This is a genomic window from Roseovarius sp. M141, from assembly GCF_024355225.1.
Classification (GTDB): domain Bacteria; phylum Pseudomonadota; class Alphaproteobacteria; order Rhodobacterales; family Rhodobacteraceae; genus Roseovarius.
The window spans coordinates 2,016,867-2,037,149 of the sequence record NZ_VCNH01000008.1 but is presented as its reverse complement, the minus strand read 5'-3'; the positions used below and the strand labels follow the sequence as shown (position 1 = coordinate 2,037,149).

Genomic DNA, 20,283 nt, shown 5'->3' with positions numbered 1-20,283 from the left:
CCGCACTGCAATCATGGCATCCTGCCCTCATAGCCACATGCCAAGGGAGCCAGCCATGAGCCTCACCGACCTATCGCGCGTTCGCAACACGGTAGAGAACGCCAACGGCCTGCCAAACGCCCACTACATCGATCCGGCCGTGTTCGATGAGGAAAAAAACGCCCTTCTGTTTTCGCAATGGGCCGGCCTTGCCGTTGCCGCCGACGTACCAGAGCCGGGCGATGCAGTGCCGATGACGTTCCTCGGCATGCCCTTACTGCTGATCCGCGACAAGGAGGGCAGCGTGCGCGTGTTTCAGAACATCTGCCGCCATCGCGGCATGATCCTGGTCGACACCCCGCGCAAGATCGAGGGCGCGATCCGCTGCCCCTATCACTCCTGGTGCTATTCCACCAAGGGCGCGCTGGTCAGCACACCCCATGTGGGTGGTCCCGGCCAAAACACCCACCCCGCGATCCAGCGCAGCGAACTGGGCCTGAACGAAGTGCGCAGCCATATCTGGCGCGACGTCGTCTGGATCAACCTGTCCGGCGATGCGCCCGCGTTCGAGGATGCGATGGCGCATATCATCAACCGCTGGCGCGAATTCGATCTGCCGCTTTATCACGGCGGCCATGACAGCCGATTCACTCTTGAAATTCAAACCAACTGGAAACTCGCGGTCGAGAATTATTGCGAAAGCTATCATTTGCCGTGGGTGCATCCCGGCCTCAACAGCTATTCGCGGCTGGAGGACCATTATCATATCGAAGCGCCGGGTGACTATTCCGGCCAGGGCACAATGGTCTATCGCCAGCTAACCAACGAAAACGGCGACAAATTCCCCGATTTCGAGGGGGTCGGCGCCAAGTGGAACGAACAGGCCGAATACATCGCCGTCTATCCCAACGTCCTGCTGGGCGTTCACCGCGATCATGCCTTTGCCATCATCCTTGAGCCCAAGGGCTGCGAACGCACGGTGGAGCATATTCACCTCTATTACTCCGGTCCCGCCACCGACGAGGGGCTGAAGGCGCGCAACACCCAGCTGTGGAAAACCGTGTTCGAAGAGGACATCTTCGTCGTCGAAGGCATGCAGAAGGGCCGTCATGTGACCCAGTTCGACGGCGGCCGTTTCTCACCCGTGATGGACAGCCCGACCCACTGCTTTCACTCTTGGGTCGCAGGCAAGGTCGAGGCATATCGCGCCCTGCAAAGCGCCGCCGAATGAGCGGCGATCTGCATTCCCGCATGCTGGCCGCCCATGCGCGGCCAGACCCCGCGGCGCTGGTTGAACTCTACACCGAAGCGGCGGACTGCGCCAATGATCTGGACGCGTCCTGCTTTTTCCTGACCCATGCTTATGTCTTCGCGCTTGAGGCCGGCGCCCCCCAAGCCGGCCAGCTGCGCCGCCGCCTCCTGCGCCACGGGCGCGAGGAATGACGCCTCAGCCAGCCTCGTACAGCAGACGGTAAAGATGCCATGTCGCGTGGCCCAACAGTGGCAGCACGATGAACAGCCCCAGAAAACCCGGCAGCAACGCGACGAAAGTTGCCACCGCGATGAACAGCGCCCAGCCCAGCATCGGCACCGGATGGGCCGCGACCACGCCGAAGCTGGTGATCATCGCCGTGACGAAGTCGATCTCCCGATCCAGCAGCAAAGGCAGCGCGATGACGGTGATCATGTAGATCAGCAGCGCAAACAGCCCGCCGATGATGCTGCCGACAATCAGCATCCCCATTCCCTCGGGCGTGAGGTAAATGGCGAAGGAGGTCGATACATTCGTCATCGTCGAGAATCCCAGAAACAGCGCAAAGATCATGTGCGCGAGGAAAAACCAGAACAGGAATATCATCACGATAATAACGCAGATCGACGGCAATTGCCGCTGGCCCTGACGACGGATGACACCGAACACGGCCCCCGGGTTCAACGGCAGCCCGCGTTCCAGCCGGTGGCTCACCTCATAAAGGCCGACCGCCGCGAAGGGCCCGATAAGCGGAAAACTGACAGCCGCGAACGTCAGCCAATACGTGTGGCCCGTCGCCACGGTCACCCAGACCATGAGCCACCCGATCGCCACATAGACCCCGGCAAAGACCACCGCATATCCCGGCGCGCGCTGCATGTCGCGCCAGCCCCGGCGCAGCGCCTCGCCCAGCATGGGTAACGTCGGCGCGCCCAGATCCGGCACTCCCAACTCGGCCATCATCGGCGCGCTCGTCCTGGGTTCGTCCGATCTTGTTTTCTGCATCTTTGCCCTCCTGCCATGCACCTGTGGCAATACTTGTGCCACCTTGCGCAATTATCCTCAGACATGAAGCATAGCGAAAGGATCCCGGCCATGTCATCGCCGAAATCCCGTGACGACTTCTGGCGCGAATAACGCAAATTGATCGAACCGGCGCCGCAAGCACCATAGGACTGGCTGGATACGGACGTATCCCGGTGCGTGGGTGACGAAGGCGACCGCCCAAGATCAGTAGCGCGCCGACTGGCGCTACTCCCTAATGAACCGGGACCTCGACCCGCGTGAACAACGCGCGACGCCGTCTTTCAATGTTCCCAAAATACTCGAATCCCGCACTCCGCCACAGGCGCCAGCGGCAAATATCACTCGCCCTGCGCCTCTGCCCGGCTCTTGCCGCTGACATTCATCGCCAGCGTAGCCGCCATGAACTGATCCAGATCACCATCCAGCACGCCCTTGGTGTCGGACGTCTCGACCAGCGTGCGCAAGTCCTTGACCATCTGGTAGGGTTGCAAAACATAGCTACGGATCTGGTTGCCCCAACCTGCATCACCCTTGGCATCATGTGCCTCGTTGATGGCGGCGTTGCGGCGGTCCAGTTCCTGCTGATACAGCCGCGATTTCAGCGCCTTCATGGCGATGTCACGGTTTTGGTGCTGCGACTTCTCAGACGAGGTTACAACAATCCCGGTAGGATGGTGCGTGATACGAACAGCGGAATCGGTGGTGTTAACGTGCTGTCCACCGGCGCCCGAGCTGCGATAGGTATCAATGCGGATATCGGACGGGTTCACCTCGATATCAATATCGTCGTCGACCACCGGATAGACCCAGACCGAGCTGAACGAGGTGTGCCGCTTGGCCGCTGAATCGAAAGGGCTGATGCGCACCAAGCGATGCACGCCGCTCTCGGATTTCAGCCAGCCATAAGCGTTGCGCCCACTGATCTTGTAGGCGGCCGATTTGATACCAGCCTCATCACCCGATTGCTCCGACTGCAGCTCGACCGTATAGCCGCGCTTTTCAGCCCAGCGGACATACATCCGCGCCAGCATGTTGGCCCAATCGCAGGATTCAGTGCCGCCAGCGCCGGCGTTGATTTCCAAAAACGTGTCGTTGGCGTCCGCCTCACCGTTCAGGAGCGCTTCCAGTTCCTTCTTGGCGGCGCGTCGTTTCAGCACCTTCAGGGCGGCTTCGGCCTCGGTGACGACATCTTCGTCGCCTTCGGCCTCGCCCATTTCGATCAGCTCGACGTTGTCCGACAGCTCGGCCTGGATCGCGTCATGCGTTTCCAACGCGTCGACCAGCGCCTGACGATCCTGCATCAGTTTCTGCGCCGTGGCCGGATCATCCCATAGCTTCGGATCCTCGACGCGCGCGTTAATCTCCTCCAGCCGGTGCTGGGCCGTCTCCCATCCCAGGCGCTGGCGCAGCAGTTCCAGCGATGTCTGGATTTCGGTGGTGATGGTCTGAATTTCAGCGCGCATATATGCTTTCCTGGTGGGTTGTGCGCCTGATACCGCAGCACGCGGCGGCGGGCAAGCGCGCCCTGCCCGCCGCGTTCCCCGTCAATACAGCCCGCCCGAACTCATCGAGCCGAACGTCGCCTTTTTACCGACCCGCCCGGTCCGACCGCTGGAGGTGGTTACGTCGCGCACCTGCTCGCCCTCACCCTCGCGGAACAGCTCCAGATCGTTGCCCATGGCAAAGCCGCCATCGAACATCAGGCCGAACATCGGATCCTGGCCATCGCGGAAATACTCCGCCACGACAGTGGGGCCCGAAGCGTCGTCGGACAGACGCGCGCCGGTGCGGCGGTCGATCTTGATGAAGTGGCCACCCGGTGGGATGGTGAATTCGCCGCCGCCATATTTGGCCGTCGCCTTGCGCATGAACTGGGTAAAGACCGGCCCGCACATGCCCGCGCCATAGGCGCTGCGACCCAGGCTGCGCGGCTGGTCATAGCCGATATAGCAGCCCGCAACGATATTGCTGGTAAACCCGATGAACCACACATCGCGCGCATCGTTCGTGGTGCCGGTCTTGCCCGCGACGGGCACCGACAGCTTGACGTTGCCCGCCGCCGTGCCGCGCTGCACGACACCTTGCAGCATCGACGTCAGCTGATAGGCGGTGATCGCGTCGATCACCCGCTCGCGGTTGGACACGATGCGCGGCGCGCGGCCGGGTGCGATGGAAGGATCGTTGCAATCGGTGCAGGTCCGCTCGTCATGGCGGTACACGGTGCGCCCATAGCGGTCCTGCACGCGGTCGACCAGCGTCGGCTCCACCCGTTCGCCGCCATTGGCGAACATGGCGTAGGCCGCAACCATCTTGTAGACGGTCGATTCCTCTGATCCCAATGCGTTGGCCAGATACGGCCCCATATTTTCATAGACGCCAAAGCGTTCGGCATAGGAGGCGACGGTCTCCATGCCCACCTCCTGCGCCAGGCGGATGGTCATCAGGTTGCGCGACTGCTCGATCCCGGTGCGCAGGGGCGTTGGACCATAATAGCGGTTCGACGAGTTGCGCGGCCGCCACAGGCCCTGCGGGGTGTTCACCTCGATCGGGGCGTCGACCACGATGGTCGCAGGGCTATAGCCGCTGTCGAGCGCCGCTGCATAAACGAACGGCTTAAAGCTGGAGCCGGGCTGGCGCTTGGCTTGCGTGGCGCGGTTAAACACCGAATTCTGATAGGAAAATCCGCCCTGCATCGCCAGCACGCGGCCGGTATTCACGTCCATCGCCATGAAACCGCCCTGCACCTGCGGCACCTGCCGCAGCGTCCAGCGGATGAATGCGCCATCCTTGGTCATGCGGCGCACATGCACCACCTGTCCGACCTTGAAAGTGTCCTGAAAATTCCCGCGCAGCCATCCGATATCGTCGCGCGGAATCACCTGCGGTTCGGTTTCGGATTGCGGCACATCCTCGATGCCGATGCGCATCTTCTGATCGGCGACCTCAAGGATGACCGCCGGATACCAATGGCTTTCCAGATCGATATCGCGCGCAACGCTGATCTCGGCCAGCGCGGCGCGCCATGCCTCTTCGCTTTCCAGCGCCTCGGGGGGCAGCGATTTGCCCGTGCCGCGCCAGCGGCCCAGATTGCGGTCGTACTGCTCCAGCTTGCCCTGCAGCGCCACTGCCGCCTCGACCTGCATTTCGGGGTCGATGGTGGCGCGCACGGTAAAGCCGCCCGAGAAAAACTCGCCCTCGCCAAAATCCCGGCTCAGCTGGCGGCGGATCTCATCCGTGAAATAGTCGCGCGGAGGCAGCGAGGCGGAGAACGGCTCGAAATCGCCATTTTGCACGCTGCGCAGGGGCTGTGCGACCTCCTCCTCATAGACGGCCTTGGTGATGTAGCCGTTCTGCTGCATTTCGCGCAGCACGAAGTCGCGCCGCGTGCGCAGCTTGTCGCTGGCGCGCACAGGGTGGAAACTGCTGGGCGCCTTGGGCATTGACGCCAGGAACGCGGCCTCGTGCGGGGCCAGTTCGCGCAACGACTTGTTGAAATAGGTCTGCGCGGCGGCGGCCACGCCATAGCTGTTCTGCCCCAGAAAGATTTCGTTCAGGTAAAGTTCCAGGATCTTTTCCTTGGTCAGCGCCTCTTCGATGCGGGTGGCCAGGATGATTTCCTTGATCTTGCGTTCGATCTTGCGGTCGCCCGAGAGCAGGAAGTTCTTGACCACCTGTTGCGGAATGGTCGAGGCGCCGCGCACGGTGCGCCCGCGCGTCTGGACCGCTTCGATGGCAGCGGCGGCGATACCGCGCGCATCATACCCACCGTGGGAGTAGAAATTCTTGTCCTCGGCGGAAATGAACGCCTCCTTCACCAGCTGGGGAATATCCTCGGCCGGGGTATAAAGACGCCGCTCGCGGCTGAATTCATCGATGATGCGCCCCTCGCCGGAAAAAATGCGGCTGATCGTGGGCGGCGTGTAGTTGGCAAGGCTCTGGTGACTGGGCAGGTCGCGTCCGTAGATGTAGAAAATCGCGCCTATGGTGATCGCGATCACCATGACCCCCATGGTGATCACACTGAAAATAGACCCGAAAAACGTCAATATAAATCTAAGCACGCACACCCACCTTATTGGTCCCGTCGATCATATATGCACCCGCGCCGCCGCCGTCAAAACACAAGCGCGACAGGACTGCGCCGGTATCCGCCCACGCAGCTTGCAGATCACTGACGCATCAAGCGGGAATTTGCGGCATCCGCGATGGTCCAGGCGCCGATCGCATCGGCAATGGCCTGCGCCATGTCCGCACGCCATTCTGGATCGTTCAGGTTGTCCATGTCCCGCCCGTTGGACAAAAAACCCAGTTCCAGCAGGACGGACGGAATAGCGGGCGATTTCAGCACCGAAAAGCTGGCGCTACGCATAGGGCGCGAATTGAGCGGCAGATCCGCCTCCTTCAGCGCAACAACCAGCGCGCGCGCCATCAGATCGGCGCGCGGCTGCGTCTCCATCCGGGCCAGATCCATCAGAACGTCCGCGACCACGTCATCGGTGCCGGACAGATCCAGCCCCGCCAGCAAATCGGCGCGGTTGTGGCGCTCGGCCAGCGCGGCGCTGGCGGCGTCGGAGGCATCGGCGCCCAGCTTATAGATGGTGGCGCCGCGCGCCGTCCCCTCGCCCAGCGAATCCGCGTGCAGCGACAGGAACAGATCAGCGCGCGCCGCGTGGGCGATACTGACCCGCCGCTCCAGCGAGACAAAGCTGTCATCCTCGCGCGTCAGTACCACCTCGATATCGCCCGCGCGCAGCAGCGTCTCTTTTAACTGCCGCGCAAAGCCCAGCATAAGATCCTTCTCCAACATACTGCCCGAGTCGGCGCCCGGATCGATACCGCCATGGCCCGGGTCCAGCACCACGACCATCGCCGCGCCCGGCGCGCGCGGCTGGGCGGCGCCCATATCGGCGGGCGGTGGGAGGTCCCAGCCGGGCTGCGGCTGCGGCACGCCGGCGCCGTCCGCGAACGCCTCGGGCGAGGTGTGCACCAGCGTCAGCACCAGATCGGCGCTGCCATCATCGGCGCCGGTGTTCAACACCGCATGGACCAACGCAAAGGGGCCGGCCAGTTCCAGCGCCATACGCGACCAGCCGGGCCGAAATCCGCCAACACGCGCAGCACGCACCAGATCGGTCTGCACCAGTTCTGGGCCCAACGTCCCGGCCCAGTCCACCTCGCGAAAGTCGACCACCAGCCGCTCGGGCGCGTCAAGGGTGAAGATGCGGAACGGCACCCCCTGGCTGAGCGCCAGCTTGATCCGCAATTCACCGCGCGCAGCAGTGATGGCGCTGGCCTCGGCGTTCAGCCGCGCCAGCCCGCCAAAGCCCTGCTGCGCGATAACCGGGGCCGCGCCGCCGATAAAAAGGGCAGCAAGAGCAATGCAAAATCTGATCATGTGGTGTAGTGTCCAAGAGGCTGTGCCGGGCGATGTGCCCGCGGTTTTGCGGCGCACCCTATCAGGCAGCATTGCGACTGTCCCGCCCCCATCGGCGCCAATTTTCATCACAACGACGGCGCGGCGATCACAATAGCGCGGGGCGGCAGCCCGCCGGGTTGAATTGCCCCGCGCGAGGCCCCACACTTTGCCGGGAGGCCTGCCGCCGCCACATACGGTAGTTGATCGTCAGGAGGATGCCAAAACCCACGCACGCCGCGCCTTGGGCTGGTTGCTCGGCGGGCCGGGTGGTTGGCAACCGTCGCAGGATATGCTTTCTGCCGTCAAAGCCGCCCGGAAATAGACCGGCCATGACATAACGGAGTTATCGAAATGAACCGCACCGCCATTCTGACCGGGGTCGGCATAATCGTCGCCGGCGCCGCACTGACCGCGCTGGTCACCCCAAGCGCCCCGCCCGCATACTCGGCCACCGCCCAGACAGCCCAGGCCGACACCACCGAGATCGCCCAGATGAGCGACGAGGAATTCGGCGCGCGGGTGCGCAGCTATCTGCTGGAGAATCCCGAGGTCATCTTTGAGGCCGCCGCCGTCATGGAGCAGCGTCAACAGGACCTGCAAAGCGCCAATGACGGAGATCTGATTTCAGCCAATTTCGATGCAATCTTTGATGACGGGCATTCTTGGGTCGGCGGCAATCCGGACGGCGACATCACCATTGTCGAGTTTATGGATTACCGTTGCGGCTACTGCCGCCGTGCCTTTCCCGAGGTCGAAGAACTGATCGCGAGCGACGGAAATATCCGCGTCATCATCAAGGAATTCCCGATTCTGGGTCCCGAGTCAGTCGTGGCTTCGCGCTTTGCCATCGCGGCGCAGCAGGTGCTGGGTGCGGACGCCTACAAATCGCTGCATGACGCGATGATGTCCTACAAGGGGGATTTGTCGGTCGACGGCCTGACAAGTCTGGCCGAAACGCTGGAACTGGACGCCGAAAAGATCACCGGACATATGGACAGCGATGACGTCAGCGCCGTGATCGCGGCAAACCGCGCACTGGGCGAGCAGCTGCAGATTTCCGGCACGCCGTCCTTTGTCATGCAGGACCAGCTGCTGCGTGGATACGTCCCGCTGGACGGCATGCGCGAGATTGTCGCAGATTTGCGCGGCTAAAACGCTTTGGCGCCGTCCCGTACAGGGTCGGCGCTGATTTGTGGCGGCGCTATTCAGCCGCTTCCTGCGCGGTTTCCGCATCGATCTGGGCAGCACGCTTTTCAACCTGCTCAACGATGTGGTCAATCATCTGATCGTTGCTCAGCTTGTGGCTCTGCTTGCCCGCCAGATAGACCATGCCAGACCCTGCCCCGCCGCCGGTAAACCCGACATCGGTCATCAGCGCCTCGCCCGGCCCGTTCACGACGCAGCCGATGATGCTCAAGCTCATCGGCGTCTTGATATGTTCCAGCCGCTGCTCCAGCGCCTCGACCGTCTTGATCACGTCAAAGCCCTGACGCGCGCAACTGGGGCAGCTGATGATGTTGACGCCGCGGTGCCGCAAGCCGAGAGATTTCAGGATCTCGAACCCCATCTTGACCTCTTCGACCGGGTCGGCGGACAGGCTGACGCGGATCGTATCGCCGATTCCCGCCCACAGCAGATTGCCCATTCCGATGGCCGATTTGACCGTGCCGCTGATCAGCCCGCCGGCCTCGGTGATGCCCAGATGGATCGGTGCGTCCGTCGCCTCGGCCAACTGATGATAGGCAGCAGCGGCCATAAAAACGTCGGACGCCTTAACGCTGATCTTGAATTCGTGAAAATCGTTGTCTTGCAGAATGCGGATATGCTCCAGCCCGGACTCGACCATCGCGTCGGGGCACGGCTCGCCGTATTTTTCCAGCAGGTGACGTTCGAGACTGCCGGCATTGACGCCGATGCGGATCGAACAACCATGGTCACGCGCGGCGGCGATCACGTCGCGCACGCGCTCGGGGCTGCCGATATTGCCCGGATTGATCCGCAGACAGGCGGCACCCGCCTCGGCGGCCTCGATGCCGCGTTTGTAGTGGAAATGGATGTCGGCGACGATCGGCACCGGGCTTTCGCGCACGATATCCTTCAGCGCCCTGGCTGACGCCTCGTCCGGGACAGAGACGCGCACGATGTCGACGCCGACATCCGCCGCCGCCTGAATCTGGGCAACCGTCGCGGCGACATCCGTCGTGGGGGTATTCGTCATCGTCTGCACTGAAATCGGCGCACCACCACCAACCGGCACGTTGCCGACATGGATCTGGCGGCTTTGCCGACGTTCGATGTTGCGCCAAGGGCGAATGGGGTTCAGCGACATTGCGGCGGTCCTTCCTCCGGCGGGTGTGGCCTGCCGGTTTCATTGTCACATGTCAGATAGGACGATCCGGCGCCCGCTTCAATCGCTGAGAGTCTGCTGCGTGCCGGGAAGGCGTTCGGCCGCGGTGTCCAGCTGGGCAACATAGCGCTCCAGATCGGAATCCTGCGTCAGATCGGCCACTGTCAGCAGACCTGTCAGCCCCTCGGGCGCCAGCGCGAGATTGGCAGTGATGGCACCCTTCGGGCCCGCCGGGCCGTAATGCTGACCGGCCACCTTGAAATAGATCGCACCAGATTCGCCCACGCGCAGCGTCGGCGGCACTTCGGTCAGCGGCACATCATAGGTGTCGCCGGCGTTCATGATGCCCTCGTAAATGACGCTGCCATCGGCAGAGCGCACACGCACCCATGCCGGGCGCACAGCGACCATCTGCACGCCGGCCATCGGATCGGCCACGACCTGCGGGCTGACGACCGAAGCGATGACGGCATCGATCGCATTCGGCTGAGGATTGGGCGCCTCGGCGATGGCGCGAGGGGCAGTTGGCTGGGTGGCGCCGGGCAGCGTGCCGCCTTGCATCGGATCCAGCGTGGAAATCGGGCCGTCGCGCGCGACCAGAACCGGCACGTCCAGCGCCTCGGGTCGGTAGAGCCGGTCCAGCGTGTCCCCCTCGGGCGAGCCGAACCCGGCCCCGGCGGCGATCACATCATCGCCTGTGCCATCGCTGGTGGCCGTCCGGTTGCTGCCGCGCGCATCGGCCAGAGGATCAAGATCCGCCAGCACGTCGGGCGTGTTTTCCACCGGCGACACCTGCACGCGCTGCACCTCGTTCAGGACGCTCCAGCCACCATAACCGATGGCCGTAATAAGCGCGATCAGCACGGCAACGGAACCGATTGCCCCCGGCTCGATCCGGGACAGGATGCTTTCGCTGGCGGGAATGAACGGCGTACCGGGCGCTGTCAGGCGGGCATCGCCGCGCCCTGCTGCACGCGGCGCAGACGCATCGCTGCGGCGCACCGACGATGCGGCAGCCGACATGCCATGCGCGGTGTAAAACCCGCTTTCCTTGCAGAAGGCGACAAAGGCGCGGTCGGGGTCCATACCCAGATAACGGGCATAGGACCGCACGTAGCCAGGGATAAAACCGGGGGTATCAAAAGCGTCGGGATTGGCATTCTCGATGGCGGCGACATAGCTGGCCTTGATTCGCAGCTCGCGTTCAACATCCAGCAGTGATTTGCCCATCGTCGCCCGCTCGCCGCGCATCAGATCACCGAGGCGCAGATCAAACGAGTCAAAACCGCGTGATTCTGCCTCCGTGGTTGATGTGCCTCGCGAAAACCGACGCAATATCATGCAAGCTGCCCCTCAATGTCGATAAGCCTAGGCCAAACCTTCGATTCGACCGTGCCCTTTGTTTTCAGGCATACTAGCATATCGCAAGCCGATTTGCACCTTTTGCGGATCTAGGCACTCATCTCGGCACGATTCAGCGCACAATGGCTCCATAGCTCATCCATGGCATTTACCAGGTGATCTATCTCGCCCGGGCCATGCACCGGCGACGGTGTAAAGCGCAGCCGCTCTGTCCCGCGGGGCACCGTGGGGAAGTTGATCGGCTGCACATAGATTCCATGGCGTTCCAACAGCATGTCACTGAGTTTCTTGGTATGTTTGGGGTCACCAACCATAACGGGCACGATGTGGCTGCCATGGTCGATCAGCGGCAATCCAAGCCCTTTCAGTCTGAGCTTCAGGATCTTCGCCTGCGTTTGATGCTGAGCGCGCAGAGACTGGTCGCGTTTCAAAAATGCCACGCTTGCGGCCGCTCCTGCCGCGATGGTAGGCGCCAGCGACGTGGTAAAGATAAACCCCGGCGCATAGCTGCGCACCGCGTCGCACATGCGTGCGGAGGCCGCGATATAACCGCCCATGACGCCGTAAGCCTTGGCCAATGTGCCGTTGATAATGTCAATCCGATGCGCAAGGCGGTCCCTTTCGGTCACGCCACCGCCGCGCGGGCCGTAGATACCGACGGCGTGGACCTCGTCGATATAGGTCAATGCGCCGAATTCGTCGGCGGCGTCGCACAGCGCCTCGATCGGGCCGAAATCGCCGTCCATGGAATAGACCGATTCGAAGGCCACCAGCTTGGGCGCGTCAGGGTCGTCGGCGGCCATCAGTTCACGCAGATGCGCCACGTCATTGTGGCGGAAAATACGCTTGGACCCGCCATTGCGGCGCACGCCCTCGATCATGCTGGCGTGGTTCAACGCGTCAGAATAGATGATCAGGCCCGGAAACAGCTTTGGCAGGGTCGACAGCGTGGCATCATTGGCGATGTAGGCGCTGGTGAACAGCAGCGCCGCCTCCTTGCCATGCAGATCGGCCAGCTCGGCCTCCAGCCGCTTGTGATAGACGGTGGTGCCTGAAATATTGCGGGTGCCGCCCGATCCCGCGCCGGTGGCGTCGATCGCCTCGTGCATTGCGGCCAGCACTTCGGCGTTCTGACCCATGCCCAGATAGTCGTTGCCACACCACACGGTGATGGGTTTATCGGTCCCGTCGGGGCGCTTCCAGATTGCGTGGGGGAAATGGCCGCGGCGCCGTTCGATGTCAATGAAGGTGCGATAGCGGCCTTCGCCGTGCAGGCGATCCAACGCCTCGTCCAACTTTGCCGTGTAATCAATGGGCTGATTCAACGGGCTTCCTTTCCTTGGTCGCGGCCGGCAGGAAACGCGGGCCGGGCGGCATCGTTGCGCCGCTCCTTGGTTCATATCATTTGATATAGCCAGCAGCTTTTCCTTGCAACAGGGTACAAATTGCCGCGCCGCGCATTGACCTGCATCAAGGGAGGTGATGATTTTCCGCATGGCAAAGAGCCTGCGTCTGGACAGCGCGGCGGGGGCTGATAGGTTTGCCGCCAAATTCCACATTGAGGTGCACCATGTCCCTGACCGATGTTCTGGCCCGTATCGACGCGCAAATGCCGGACGCCACCGCGCGCCTGCTGGACTTCCTGCGCATCCCTTCGATTTCGACCGACCCCGCCTATGCACAGGCCTGTCAGGACGCCGCCGACTGGCTGGTAGCCGATCTGCAAAGTATTGGCATTGCTGCCCAAAAGCGCAAGACGCCCAAGCACCCCATGGTTGTCGCCCACGCCGGGCAGGATGCGCCCGAGGGGGCGCCACACCTTCTGTTTTACGGCCATTACGACGTGCAACCGGTCGATCCGCTGCCGCTCTGGACGCGCGATCCGTTCGATCCCGCGGTCGAGCAGACACCCAACGGCGAGGTTATTCGCGGGCGCGGCACCAGCGACGACAAGGGCCAGCTGATGACCTTCGTCGAAGCCTGCCGCGCGTGGCGCGAGGTCCACGGCACCCTGCCCTGCCGCATAACGTTTTTCTTTGAGGGCGAAGAGGAATCAGGCTCGCCGTCCCTCATCCCGTTCATGCAAGAGAACGCCGAGGAACTGCGCGCCGATATCGCGCTGATCTGCGACACCGGGCTTTTCCAGTCGAAAACCCCCGCCATCGTCACCATGCTGCGCGGAATGGTCAGCGACGAGGTCACCATCACCGGCCCCGACAAGGATCTGCACTCGGGTTTTTTCGGCGGTATCGCCGCCAATCCGATCCGTGTGCTGAGCAAGGTTCTGGCCGGGCTGCATGACGACACCGGACGCGTGACCCTGCCCGGCTTTTACGATGGCATCCCGGACCTCACGCCCGATGTGCGCGCACAATGGGAGGGGCTGGGATTCGATCACGCGCGGTTCCTCGGCGATGTCGGCCTCAGCCAGCCTGCGGGCGAGGATGGGCGCCTGCCGCTCGAGATGATCTGGTCGCGACCCACAGCCGAGGTCAACGGGATCTGGGGTGGCTACACCGGCGACGGGTTCAAGACCGTGCTGCCCAGCCAGGCCAGCGCCAAGATCAGCTTTCGCCTGGTTGCGGGGCAGGATCCGGATGCCATCCGCGACGCGTTCCGCGCCTACGTCAAGGCCGCGCTGCCGGTGGATTGCACCGCGCAATTTGTCGGCCACGGCAACAGCGGCGCGAGCGTGATGGAAATCTCCGATCCCGCGTTCGAGGCCGCGCGCACTGCCCTTTCCCAGGAATGGCCCGAAGAGGCCGCCTATGTCGGCTGCGGCGGATCGATCCCCATCGCCGGACATTTTGGCGAAATTCTGGACATGACCGCGATGCTGATCGGTTTTGGCAAGGACGACGACGCCATCCACTCTCCGAACGAGAAATACGACATGGAAAGCTTTCACAAAGGCACGCGCAGCTGGGCGCGCATCCTGGATGCGCTGACATCCACCAAGGGCGCCTGAGAAACCGCGCGCCCATCGGCGGTGCGGCGGCCATAGGTTCAAAAAAGATGTGGTGCACCCAATAGGATTCGAACCTATGGCCTCTGCCTTCGGAGGGCAGCGCTCTATCCAGCTGAGCTATGGGTGCCTGCGGCGCGATATACCTGCGCGCCGCCCGGCCCGCAACGTATAAATCCAGCCCTTACGCGAAGAGATCGTGACACAGCTCCAGCGCGTCGATCAGCGCGTCGACCTCGGCCTCGGTGTTGTAGAGGCCAAACGACGCGCGGCATGTGGCGGTAACGCCCAGATGGTCCATCAGCGGCCCGGCGCAGTGATGGCCTGCGCGCACGGCGACGCCTTTCTTGTCGAGTATGGTCGAAATGTCATGCGCATGGCCCGCCCCGTCCATGGTAAAGCTGAAGATCGCCGCCTTGTCGGGCGCCTGCCCCTGCACCTGAAGCCAGTTCAATCCGCCCAGCCGCGTCGCCGCATAGTCGCGCAGGCTGTTCTCGTAGGCGGCGATATTCTGCATCCCCAGCCCCATCATGTATTCCAGCGCAACGCCCAGCCCGATGGTCTGCACGATGCCGGGCGTGCCGGCCTCGAACTTCATCGGCGGATCGTTATATGTCACATTTTCCTTTGTCACTTCGCGGATCATGTCGCCGCCGCCCAGGAATGGGCGCATCTCGGCCATCCGTTCGTGGCGCACATAAATCGCGCCCGAGCCGGTAGGGCCGTACAGCTTGTGCCCCGTGATGGCATAGAAATCGCAGCCGATATCCTCGACATCGACCGGCATATGGACCGCCGCCTGACTGCCATCCACCAGTACGGCCACGCCCTTGGCACGCGCGGCGGTGCAGATCGCCTTTACATCAACTTTTGTCCCCAAGACGTTGGAGGCATGTGTAATTGCCACCAGCTTGGTACGCGGCCCGATGGCGTCGATCACCTTTTGCGTGTCCAGTGCGCCATTCATGTCGGTATCGACCCATTTCAGGACCGCCCCCTGCCGTTCGCGCAGGAAATGCCATGGCACGATATTCGCGTGATGCTCCATCACGCTCAGTACCACCTCGTCGCCGGGCTGAAACCGGGGCATGGCCCAACTATAGGCGACCATGTTGATCCCCTCGGTCGTGCCCGAATTCAGCACGATCTGTGCCTCGTTCCGCACGCCCAGAAACCGCGCGATGATGGCGCGCACGCCTTCGTATTTCTCGGTCGCAAGGTTGCTGAGATAGTGCAAGCCCCGGTGAACATTGGCATATTCCTGACTATAGGCATTGGTGATCGCATCGATCACCACCTGTGGTTTCTGCGCCGAGGCGCCATTGTCCAGATAAACCAGCGGCCTGCCGTTCACCTCGCGCGTGAGGATCGGAAAATCGCCGCGCACCTTTTGAATATCCAGCATCACGCCCCTCCCATCACAGCCGCCGCAAGGACGCTGAGGATTACCGACAGGCCGACGACCATGGCCAGAACGGCCAAAACCAAAACGACTATCGATTTGAAAATATTATCGAATCCATGGGCGCGATCAATGAAGGCGACCAAAATGATCAGCCCCCAGACCGATGCGATCATCACCAGCGCCAGCCCGCCCAGCGGTAACGCCAGCATCAGGACCAACAGCGCCAGTTGCACGCCCAGGCGCAGCACCTGCATCCAAACGATCAACGCCAGAACCTGCGGAATCTGCGCCGCGCCACCCAAACTACGCCCGACCCAAGTCAGCGCCATCACCGTGACGATCAAAGCGCCAAAGAGGAACATGGTAAACAAGGCGGGCGATTGAAACGCAGGCGGGATCATCTGCACCGTCTGCGGATCACTCTGTGGACCCATAGACAGCGACACCGAATAAACGATGCCGTTCAACACGCTCATCAACGCCAACGCCATCCACAGCCATTCGCGCGGCAGCGACAGCGCCATGATCCGGTCCGCCGCAGCGCGCGGGGAAAACAGCGTCTGCACGAACAGGTCCGAAACCAGCTTGGTGTTCATATACGGCCCCATTCCGCCTCGCGCAGGCCAAGCGCCCAGAAGAGGGCGAAGGCCACCAGCCACGCGGCGCCAACCACGGTCAGCCCCGGTCCCGGCCCGATAAATCCGGCGACAAGACCGTGTAACAGCACCAGAGGACTGGCTGCAAGCAGCGCCCAGAACAATGCCATGCGCGCGCCAAAGCTCGTGCCCTTTCCGCCCGCCAGCCGCGCAATCCAGTGGCTGATCAGAGCGATACCATAGAAGATCAACGGCGCGATAAACGCCCATGCCAGCAGTGCACCGCCCAGCAACGGATTAAGCTCCTCGCCCGTCATGTACGCCTGCCGTGCCAGACGAGGCCACTGCGCGATGTACATCACCACGCAGCCCGCCATCAGGATCACCAGCGCGCGATCCTCGCGCTGGCCCATGGCCAACAGGCGGCGCATCACGGCGCCGGGGCCACGATACGTCGCCACGATGTCGCGCGCAGCGGGCATCAGGCGCGCCGCCGCTCCAGCCAGCCTTCCAGAAGCAGCTTGATCTCGTCCTGCAAGGCGAAATCCTCAATCTCGTCCACTGCCTCGGCCAGAAACGCCAGTGTCAAAAGGTCCGTCGCAATCCCCTTGGGCACGCCGCGGGCGCGCAGATAGTACAGCGCATCCTCGTCAATCGCGCCCGATGTGGATCCGTGCGAGCAGATGACGTCATCGGCGTAAATCTCAAGCTCCGGCTTGGCCAGAAACTGGCTGTCACCGTCCAGCAGCAGTGACTGGCTGATCTGATAGCCGTCGGTTTTTTGCGCACCGGCCTTGACCAGGATCTTGCCTTGGAAAACGCCCGTCGCACCGTTGCGCAGCACCTTTTTGTACACTTGGCGGCTCTCGCAACGCTGGGCGTCGTGGGTCACAAAGACGGTGTCGTCGTCATGAAAATCCCCATCGCCCATCGACGTGCCCGCGACATGTGCCATAGCGTCGTCACCGGTCAGTTCGATCACACATTCGTTGCGCGTCATTGCGCCGTTGGCGGTCATCGTGAAGGATTTGAACCGGCTTTCAGTCCCCAACCGGGCAAAGACATGCGTCGCCTCGCGCCGCTGATAATCGCGGCCTTGCGTGCGCACATGATGGAACGACGCGCGATCGCCGATATCGACCTCCAGCACGTTGTTCAGTCGGGCCGCCGCCGGACCATTTTCCAACAGGGTCATTTCCGAGCCCGGATCCAACTTGATCACATGATGCAGGATCGCGTCAGATGTCGTTGATTCATGGCGATAAATCAGGCTCACCGGGCGCGTTGCGTGGCCAGTGACGTGAATAAGCACCCCGTCGGTCGCAGCCGCCGTATTCAGCGTTGCCAAGGGGCGATGGACCGGGTCCTGCCCGCGCTGTTCTAGGGCGCCGTACAGATCCTTGGCCCAGTGGATATCAGTCTGCACCGCATCTGCCAGCCGTTCGATCGTCACGCCGTCGGCGGTCAGATCATCGCTGGCGCCAGCGTCAAAGACACCGTCGACAAAAACGATTTTAAGGCGATCCACTTCGTCAAAAACGGGCCGATCATCCCCGGTGAACAGCGCCGCCTCAGGCGCGTCCGCCTGGGTCAGCGTATCGGGGCGGGTGAATTTCCAATATTCATCTCGCCGCTGCGGCAGGCCCATGGCCCGCACCCGCGCCAACGCGTCCTTGCGCGCGGCCTGCGACCAGCCCGCGCCATCCGGCAACGTCACGGCATCCAGCCGTGCCTCCGTCTGGGACTGTCTGAGATTTGCCATAGCCATTATGCCACCTCCGCCAGAATGTCGGCATATCCGTTCTTCTCGACCTCGACGGCCAGTTCGGGACCGCCCGTCTTGATGATGCGCCCATCCGACATGATATGTACGAAATCAGGTTTGATATGATCCAGAAGCCGTTGGTAATGCGTGATAACCAGAAAACCGCGCCCCGCATCGCGCAGCGCGTTGACGCCGTCGCTGACCAGCCTCATCGCGTCGACGTCAAGCCCGGAATCCGTCTCGTCCAGAATGCACATCTTCGGCTCTAGAAGCGCCATTTGCAGGATCTCGTTGCGCTTCTTCTCACCGCCCGAAAAGCCGACGTTGACCGGGCGCTTCAGCATGTCAGCGTCGATTTTCAGATCCTTCGCCTTGGCGCGGATCAGCCTGAGGAAATCGGCAGCACTCATCTCGTCCTCGCCGCGCGCCTTGCGCTGCGAATTCAGCGCCGTGCGCATGAAGGTCATGTTTCCCACGCCGGGGATCTCAACCGGGTATTGGAACGCCAGAAACAGGCCTGCCGCCGCGCGCTCTTCTGGCTCCATCTCCAGGATGTCGACACCTTCCAGCGTCGCGGTCCCGTCTGTCACCTTATAGCCGTCACGCCCCGACAGAACGTAGCTGAGCGTCGATTTTCCAGACCCGTTCGGCCCCATGATCGCATGCACCTTGCCCGCTTCGACGGTCAGATCCACACCTTTGAGGATCGACTTGTCCTCATCTTCAAGGTCGACATGCAGGTTCTTGATCTCAAGCATCTTTTTTCCTCTCAACTAAACTCTCAAGGCCACTCAGGGCCGCATCATCATCTTTATGATCGGCAACAACCGATCGGGTGGAACGGCCATCGGCGCCACATCAAATTCGGCCATACGGCCAATCAGACGGGGGGCGCCGAGAAACTCTTGGATCGCGTGGTAGCCCTTGCGCCGCCTGTAGTCATCGACCAGCAGCGTGACGGGCTTGCGGGTGCAGAACGCCGTCGCCATGGCGCAGCCGGGGCGAAACCGGCCATCGACCAGCACGACATCGGGCTGGCGGAACTCCTCGCGCTGCCAGACTGACAGCGGATACTCGGCATAGCGGCGCCAGCCGCTAGTGTTCACCGGTTTGCCCCACTCGCCCGTCTCGCCGATATCAACCCAAATCACGTCAACCCGGGCGCCTATCGCAGGTGGGTTCTGCACAAACCAGCTGCGCATCATCTCGGCCCAAGCCTGATCGCTTTCTACGGAGAAGACCGTCTTTCCAGCCATCTCTGACGCCATAACGGTCGAGCCGCCCGAGCCGTATTCCAAGATCACTTCCGCCTCGGAATAGGCGCGGGCCACACGCGCGGCTTCGGCCTCGGGCATGGTCAGTTCGGGGCGGTCGATTTGGGACACGGTCATGCAGCGCCTCCTGCGGTCAGCAGGTAATTGCAGTTCTTGCGGCTATGCCGAACAGTGTGTGCGACATCGTAGCGATGCGCGATCCGCCATTCTTCAAACGCTTGCGCATTTTGGTCATCGACTTCGATCAGGATCACTGGACGGTGCGTCAAGATGATACGTTCCAGCCCGGAAAGAACTTCTATCTCCATTCCCTCCACGTCGATCTTGATCAGATCCGGCGCTTCGCCCTCCAGCAGATCATCGCCCGCATGCACCTGCAAATCGCCCTTGCCCTCAAACATCTTGGTCGCGCCAAGGTTGCGGTCGTGGCGCTTCATACCGAACCCACCCCGCGAGGCATCCGACAGACCAACGCCAAGCAAACTTAAATCAATGACACTGTCCAAGCGGTTCAGCAGCACGTTCGCCATCAGCGGCGCCACGGCAAGCGGATTAGGCTCCACCACGATCACGCGCCGCGCCGCCATTCGCGTAGCAAAGTAGAGCGCGTGATTACCAACATTTGCCCCGATATCAATAATATGCGATCCACACTTAATTTGATCCTCTAACAGATCCAACTCATCCGCCTCAAAGAACACACCATTGCGCCAAGCGTTCTGGATCGGATCGCGCGCCATGTTCAGGCACAGGCTCAGCTCCATCTGCGGCACATGCAGCACTTCGAACGGAGGGAACGCCACCGGCAAACCAGCGGCCAACGCCGCGCGCGCGGACGCGATGTTGAAATACGTCTCATCCGTCAGCTCCGGAAGAGGCAGAACGACATCACCCAT

At 62.2% G+C, this 20,283-nt stretch carries 18 protein-coding genes and 1 tRNA gene; 4 read left to right on the top strand and 15 right to left on the bottom strand.

Features of this window, described 5'->3' with window-relative positions; translation table 11 throughout:
- Positions 1-55 precede the first annotated feature (55 nt).
- Positions 56-1,210 carry an SRPBCC family protein gene (locus FGD77_RS13950; RefSeq protein WP_255010676.1) on the top strand — a complete coding sequence of 385 codons (1,155 nt, stop codon included), beginning with the start codon at positions 56-58 and terminating at the stop codon, positions 1,208-1,210.
- Entirely contained in the window at positions 1,207-1,422 is a 216-nt protein-coding gene (locus tag FGD77_RS13945; RefSeq protein ID WP_255010673.1) for a hypothetical protein, read from the top strand. Before FGD77_RS13950 ends, FGD77_RS13945 begins: the two co-directional genes overlap by 4 nt.
- Before the next feature lie 4 nt (positions 1,423-1,426).
- Here the strand turns inward: FGD77_RS13945 and FGD77_RS13940 are convergent, their stop codons facing one another.
- The 4 genes from FGD77_RS13940 to FGD77_RS13925 form a co-directional block, all read right to left on the bottom strand.
- Positions 1,427-2,191, bottom strand: coding sequence for a DUF2189 domain-containing protein (locus tag FGD77_RS13940; protein ID WP_255014231.1), 765 nt, complete (start codon positions 2,189-2,191; stop codon positions 1,427-1,429).
- Between the two features lie 404 nt (positions 2,192-2,595).
- Positions 2,596-3,720, bottom strand: coding sequence for a peptide chain release factor 2 (gene prfB / locus FGD77_RS13935; protein ID WP_255010671.1), 1,125 nt, complete (start codon positions 3,718-3,720; stop codon positions 2,596-2,598).
- An 81-nt stretch (positions 3,721-3,801) separates the two neighbouring features.
- On the bottom strand, positions 3,802-6,318 hold the full coding sequence (locus FGD77_RS13930; protein ID WP_255010668.1) for a PBP1A family penicillin-binding protein: 2,517 nt from the start codon (positions 6,316-6,318) through the stop codon (positions 3,802-3,804).
- A 107-nt stretch (positions 6,319-6,425) separates the two neighbouring features.
- On the bottom strand, positions 6,426-7,652 hold the full coding sequence (locus FGD77_RS13925; protein ID WP_255010667.1) for an N-acetylmuramoyl-L-alanine amidase: 1,227 nt from the start codon (positions 7,650-7,652) through the stop codon (positions 6,426-6,428).
- 372 nt (positions 7,653-8,024) lie between these two features.
- On the opposite strand from FGD77_RS13925, the gene FGD77_RS13920 reads away from it, so the two are divergent.
- Positions 8,025-8,825: a DsbA family protein gene (locus FGD77_RS13920; protein ID WP_255010666.1), complete on the top strand. Its 801-nt coding sequence runs from the start codon at positions 8,025-8,027 to the stop codon at positions 8,823-8,825.
- A 49-nt stretch (positions 8,826-8,874) separates the two neighbouring features.
- Here FGD77_RS13920 and ispG read toward each other — a convergent pair whose 3' ends face one another.
- The 3 genes from ispG to hemA form a co-directional block, all read right to left on the bottom strand.
- Entirely contained in the window at positions 8,875-10,002 is a 1,128-nt protein-coding gene (gene ispG, locus FGD77_RS13915; protein WP_255010665.1) for a flavodoxin-dependent (E)-4-hydroxy-3-methylbut-2-enyl-diphosphate synthase, read from the bottom strand.
- Positions 10,003-10,080: 78 nt separating this feature from the next.
- Positions 10,081-11,361, bottom strand: a complete 1,281-nt coding sequence (locus tag FGD77_RS13910; RefSeq protein ID WP_255010664.1) for a helix-turn-helix domain-containing protein — start codon at positions 11,359-11,361, stop codon at positions 10,081-10,083.
- A 110-nt stretch (positions 11,362-11,471) separates the two neighbouring features.
- The gene (hemA, locus tag FGD77_RS13905; RefSeq protein ID WP_255014229.1) at positions 11,472-12,695 is read right to left on the bottom strand and encodes a 5-aminolevulinate synthase; all 1,224 of its coding nucleotides are present in this window, start codon (positions 12,693-12,695) and stop codon (positions 11,472-11,474) included.
- A gap of 257 nt (positions 12,696-12,952) precedes the next feature.
- On the opposite strand from hemA, the gene FGD77_RS13900 reads away from it, so the two are divergent.
- A complete protein-coding gene (locus FGD77_RS13900) occupies positions 12,953-14,350 on the top strand; it encodes a M20/M25/M40 family metallo-hydrolase (protein ID WP_255010663.1) in 1,398 nt (465 codons plus the stop codon).
- A gap of 50 nt (positions 14,351-14,400) precedes the next feature.
- Here the strand turns inward: FGD77_RS13900 and FGD77_RS13895 are convergent.
- The 8 genes from FGD77_RS13895 to FGD77_RS13860 form a co-directional block, all read right to left on the bottom strand.
- Positions 14,401-14,477 (bottom strand) — tRNA-Arg (locus FGD77_RS13895).
- 54 nt (positions 14,478-14,531) lie between these two features.
- Entirely contained in the window at positions 14,532-15,752 is a 1,221-nt protein-coding gene (locus tag FGD77_RS13890) for a cysteine desulfurase (RefSeq protein WP_255010662.1), read from the bottom strand.
- A complete protein-coding gene (locus FGD77_RS13885) occupies positions 15,752-16,348 on the bottom strand; it encodes a Yip1 family protein (RefSeq protein ID WP_255010661.1) in 597 nt (198 codons plus the stop codon). Before FGD77_RS13885 ends, FGD77_RS13890 begins: the two co-directional genes overlap by 1 nt.
- Positions 16,345-16,830, bottom strand: coding sequence for a YIP1 family protein (locus FGD77_RS13880; protein WP_255010660.1), 486 nt, complete (start codon positions 16,828-16,830; stop codon positions 16,345-16,347). Before FGD77_RS13880 ends, FGD77_RS13885 begins: the two co-directional genes overlap by 4 nt.
- Positions 16,830-18,116, bottom strand: coding sequence for a SufD family Fe-S cluster assembly protein (locus FGD77_RS13875; RefSeq protein WP_255010659.1), 1,287 nt, complete (start codon positions 18,114-18,116; stop codon positions 16,830-16,832). The genes FGD77_RS13880 and FGD77_RS13875 overlap by 1 nt, the downstream gene beginning before the upstream one ends.
- Positions 18,116-18,871 (bottom strand): Fe-S cluster assembly ATPase SufC, encoded by a 756-nt coding sequence (sufC, locus tag FGD77_RS13870; RefSeq protein WP_255010657.1) that lies wholly within the window; start codon positions 18,869-18,871, stop codon positions 18,116-18,118. The genes FGD77_RS13875 and sufC overlap by 1 nt, the downstream gene beginning before the upstream one ends.
- A gap of 33 nt (positions 18,872-18,904) precedes the next feature.
- A complete protein-coding gene (locus FGD77_RS13865; RefSeq protein WP_255010655.1) occupies positions 18,905-19,504 on the bottom strand; it encodes a hypothetical protein in 600 nt (199 codons plus the stop codon).
- The gene (locus FGD77_RS13860) at positions 19,501-20,283 is read right to left on the bottom strand and encodes an FkbM family methyltransferase (RefSeq protein WP_255010652.1); all 783 of its coding nucleotides are present in this window, start codon (positions 20,281-20,283) and stop codon (positions 19,501-19,503) included. The genes FGD77_RS13865 and FGD77_RS13860 overlap by 4 nt, the downstream gene beginning before the upstream one ends.

Excerpts from the sequence above, each read along its gene's own strand:
- FGD77_RS13950 (WP_255010676.1), top strand. The coding sequence starts at position 56 with ATGAGCCTCACCGACCTATCGCGCGTTCGCAACACGGTAGAGAACGCC.
- FGD77_RS13945 (WP_255010673.1), top strand. The coding sequence starts at position 1,207 with ATGAGCGGCGATCTGCATTCCCGCATGCTGGCCGCCCATGCGCGGCCA.
- FGD77_RS13940 (WP_255014231.1), bottom strand. The coding sequence starts at position 2,191 with ATGGCCGAGTTGGGAGTGCCGGATCTGGGCGCGCCGACGTTACCCATG.
- prfB (WP_255010671.1), bottom strand. The coding sequence starts at position 3,720 with ATGCGCGCTGAAATTCAGACCATCACCACCGAAATCCAGACATCGCTG.
- FGD77_RS13925 (WP_255010667.1), bottom strand. The coding sequence starts at position 7,652 with ATGATCAGATTTTGCATTGCTCTTGCTGCCCTTTTTATCGGCGGCGCG.
- FGD77_RS13920 (WP_255010666.1), top strand. The coding sequence starts at position 8,025 with ATGAACCGCACCGCCATTCTGACCGGGGTCGGCATAATCGTCGCCGGC.
- ispG (WP_255010665.1), bottom strand. The coding sequence starts at position 10,002 with ATGTCGCTGAACCCCATTCGCCCTTGGCGCAACATCGAACGTCGGCAA.
- FGD77_RS13910 (WP_255010664.1), bottom strand. The coding sequence starts at position 11,361 with ATGATATTGCGTCGGTTTTCGCGAGGCACATCAACCACGGAGGCAGAA.
- FGD77_RS13900 (WP_255010663.1), top strand. The coding sequence starts at position 12,953 with ATGTCCCTGACCGATGTTCTGGCCCGTATCGACGCGCAAATGCCGGAC.
- FGD77_RS13890 (WP_255010662.1), bottom strand. The coding sequence starts at position 15,752 with ATGCTGGATATTCAAAAGGTGCGCGGCGATTTTCCGATCCTCACGCGC.
- FGD77_RS13885 (WP_255010661.1), bottom strand. The coding sequence starts at position 16,348 with ATGAACACCAAGCTGGTTTCGGACCTGTTCGTGCAGACGCTGTTTTCC.
- FGD77_RS13880 (WP_255010660.1), bottom strand. The coding sequence starts at position 16,830 with ATGCCCGCTGCGCGCGACATCGTGGCGACGTATCGTGGCCCCGGCGCC.
- FGD77_RS13875 (WP_255010659.1), bottom strand. The coding sequence starts at position 18,116 with ATGGCTATGGCAAATCTCAGACAGTCCCAGACGGAGGCACGGCTGGAT.
- sufC (WP_255010657.1), bottom strand. The coding sequence starts at position 18,871 with ATGCTTGAGATCAAGAACCTGCATGTCGACCTTGAAGATGAGGACAAG.
- FGD77_RS13865 (WP_255010655.1), bottom strand. The coding sequence starts at position 19,504 with ATGACCGTGTCCCAAATCGACCGCCCCGAACTGACCATGCCCGAGGCC.
- FGD77_RS13860 (WP_255010652.1), bottom strand. The coding sequence starts at position 20,283 with ATGGGTGATGTCGTTCTGCCTCTTCCGGAGCTGACGGATGAGACGTAT.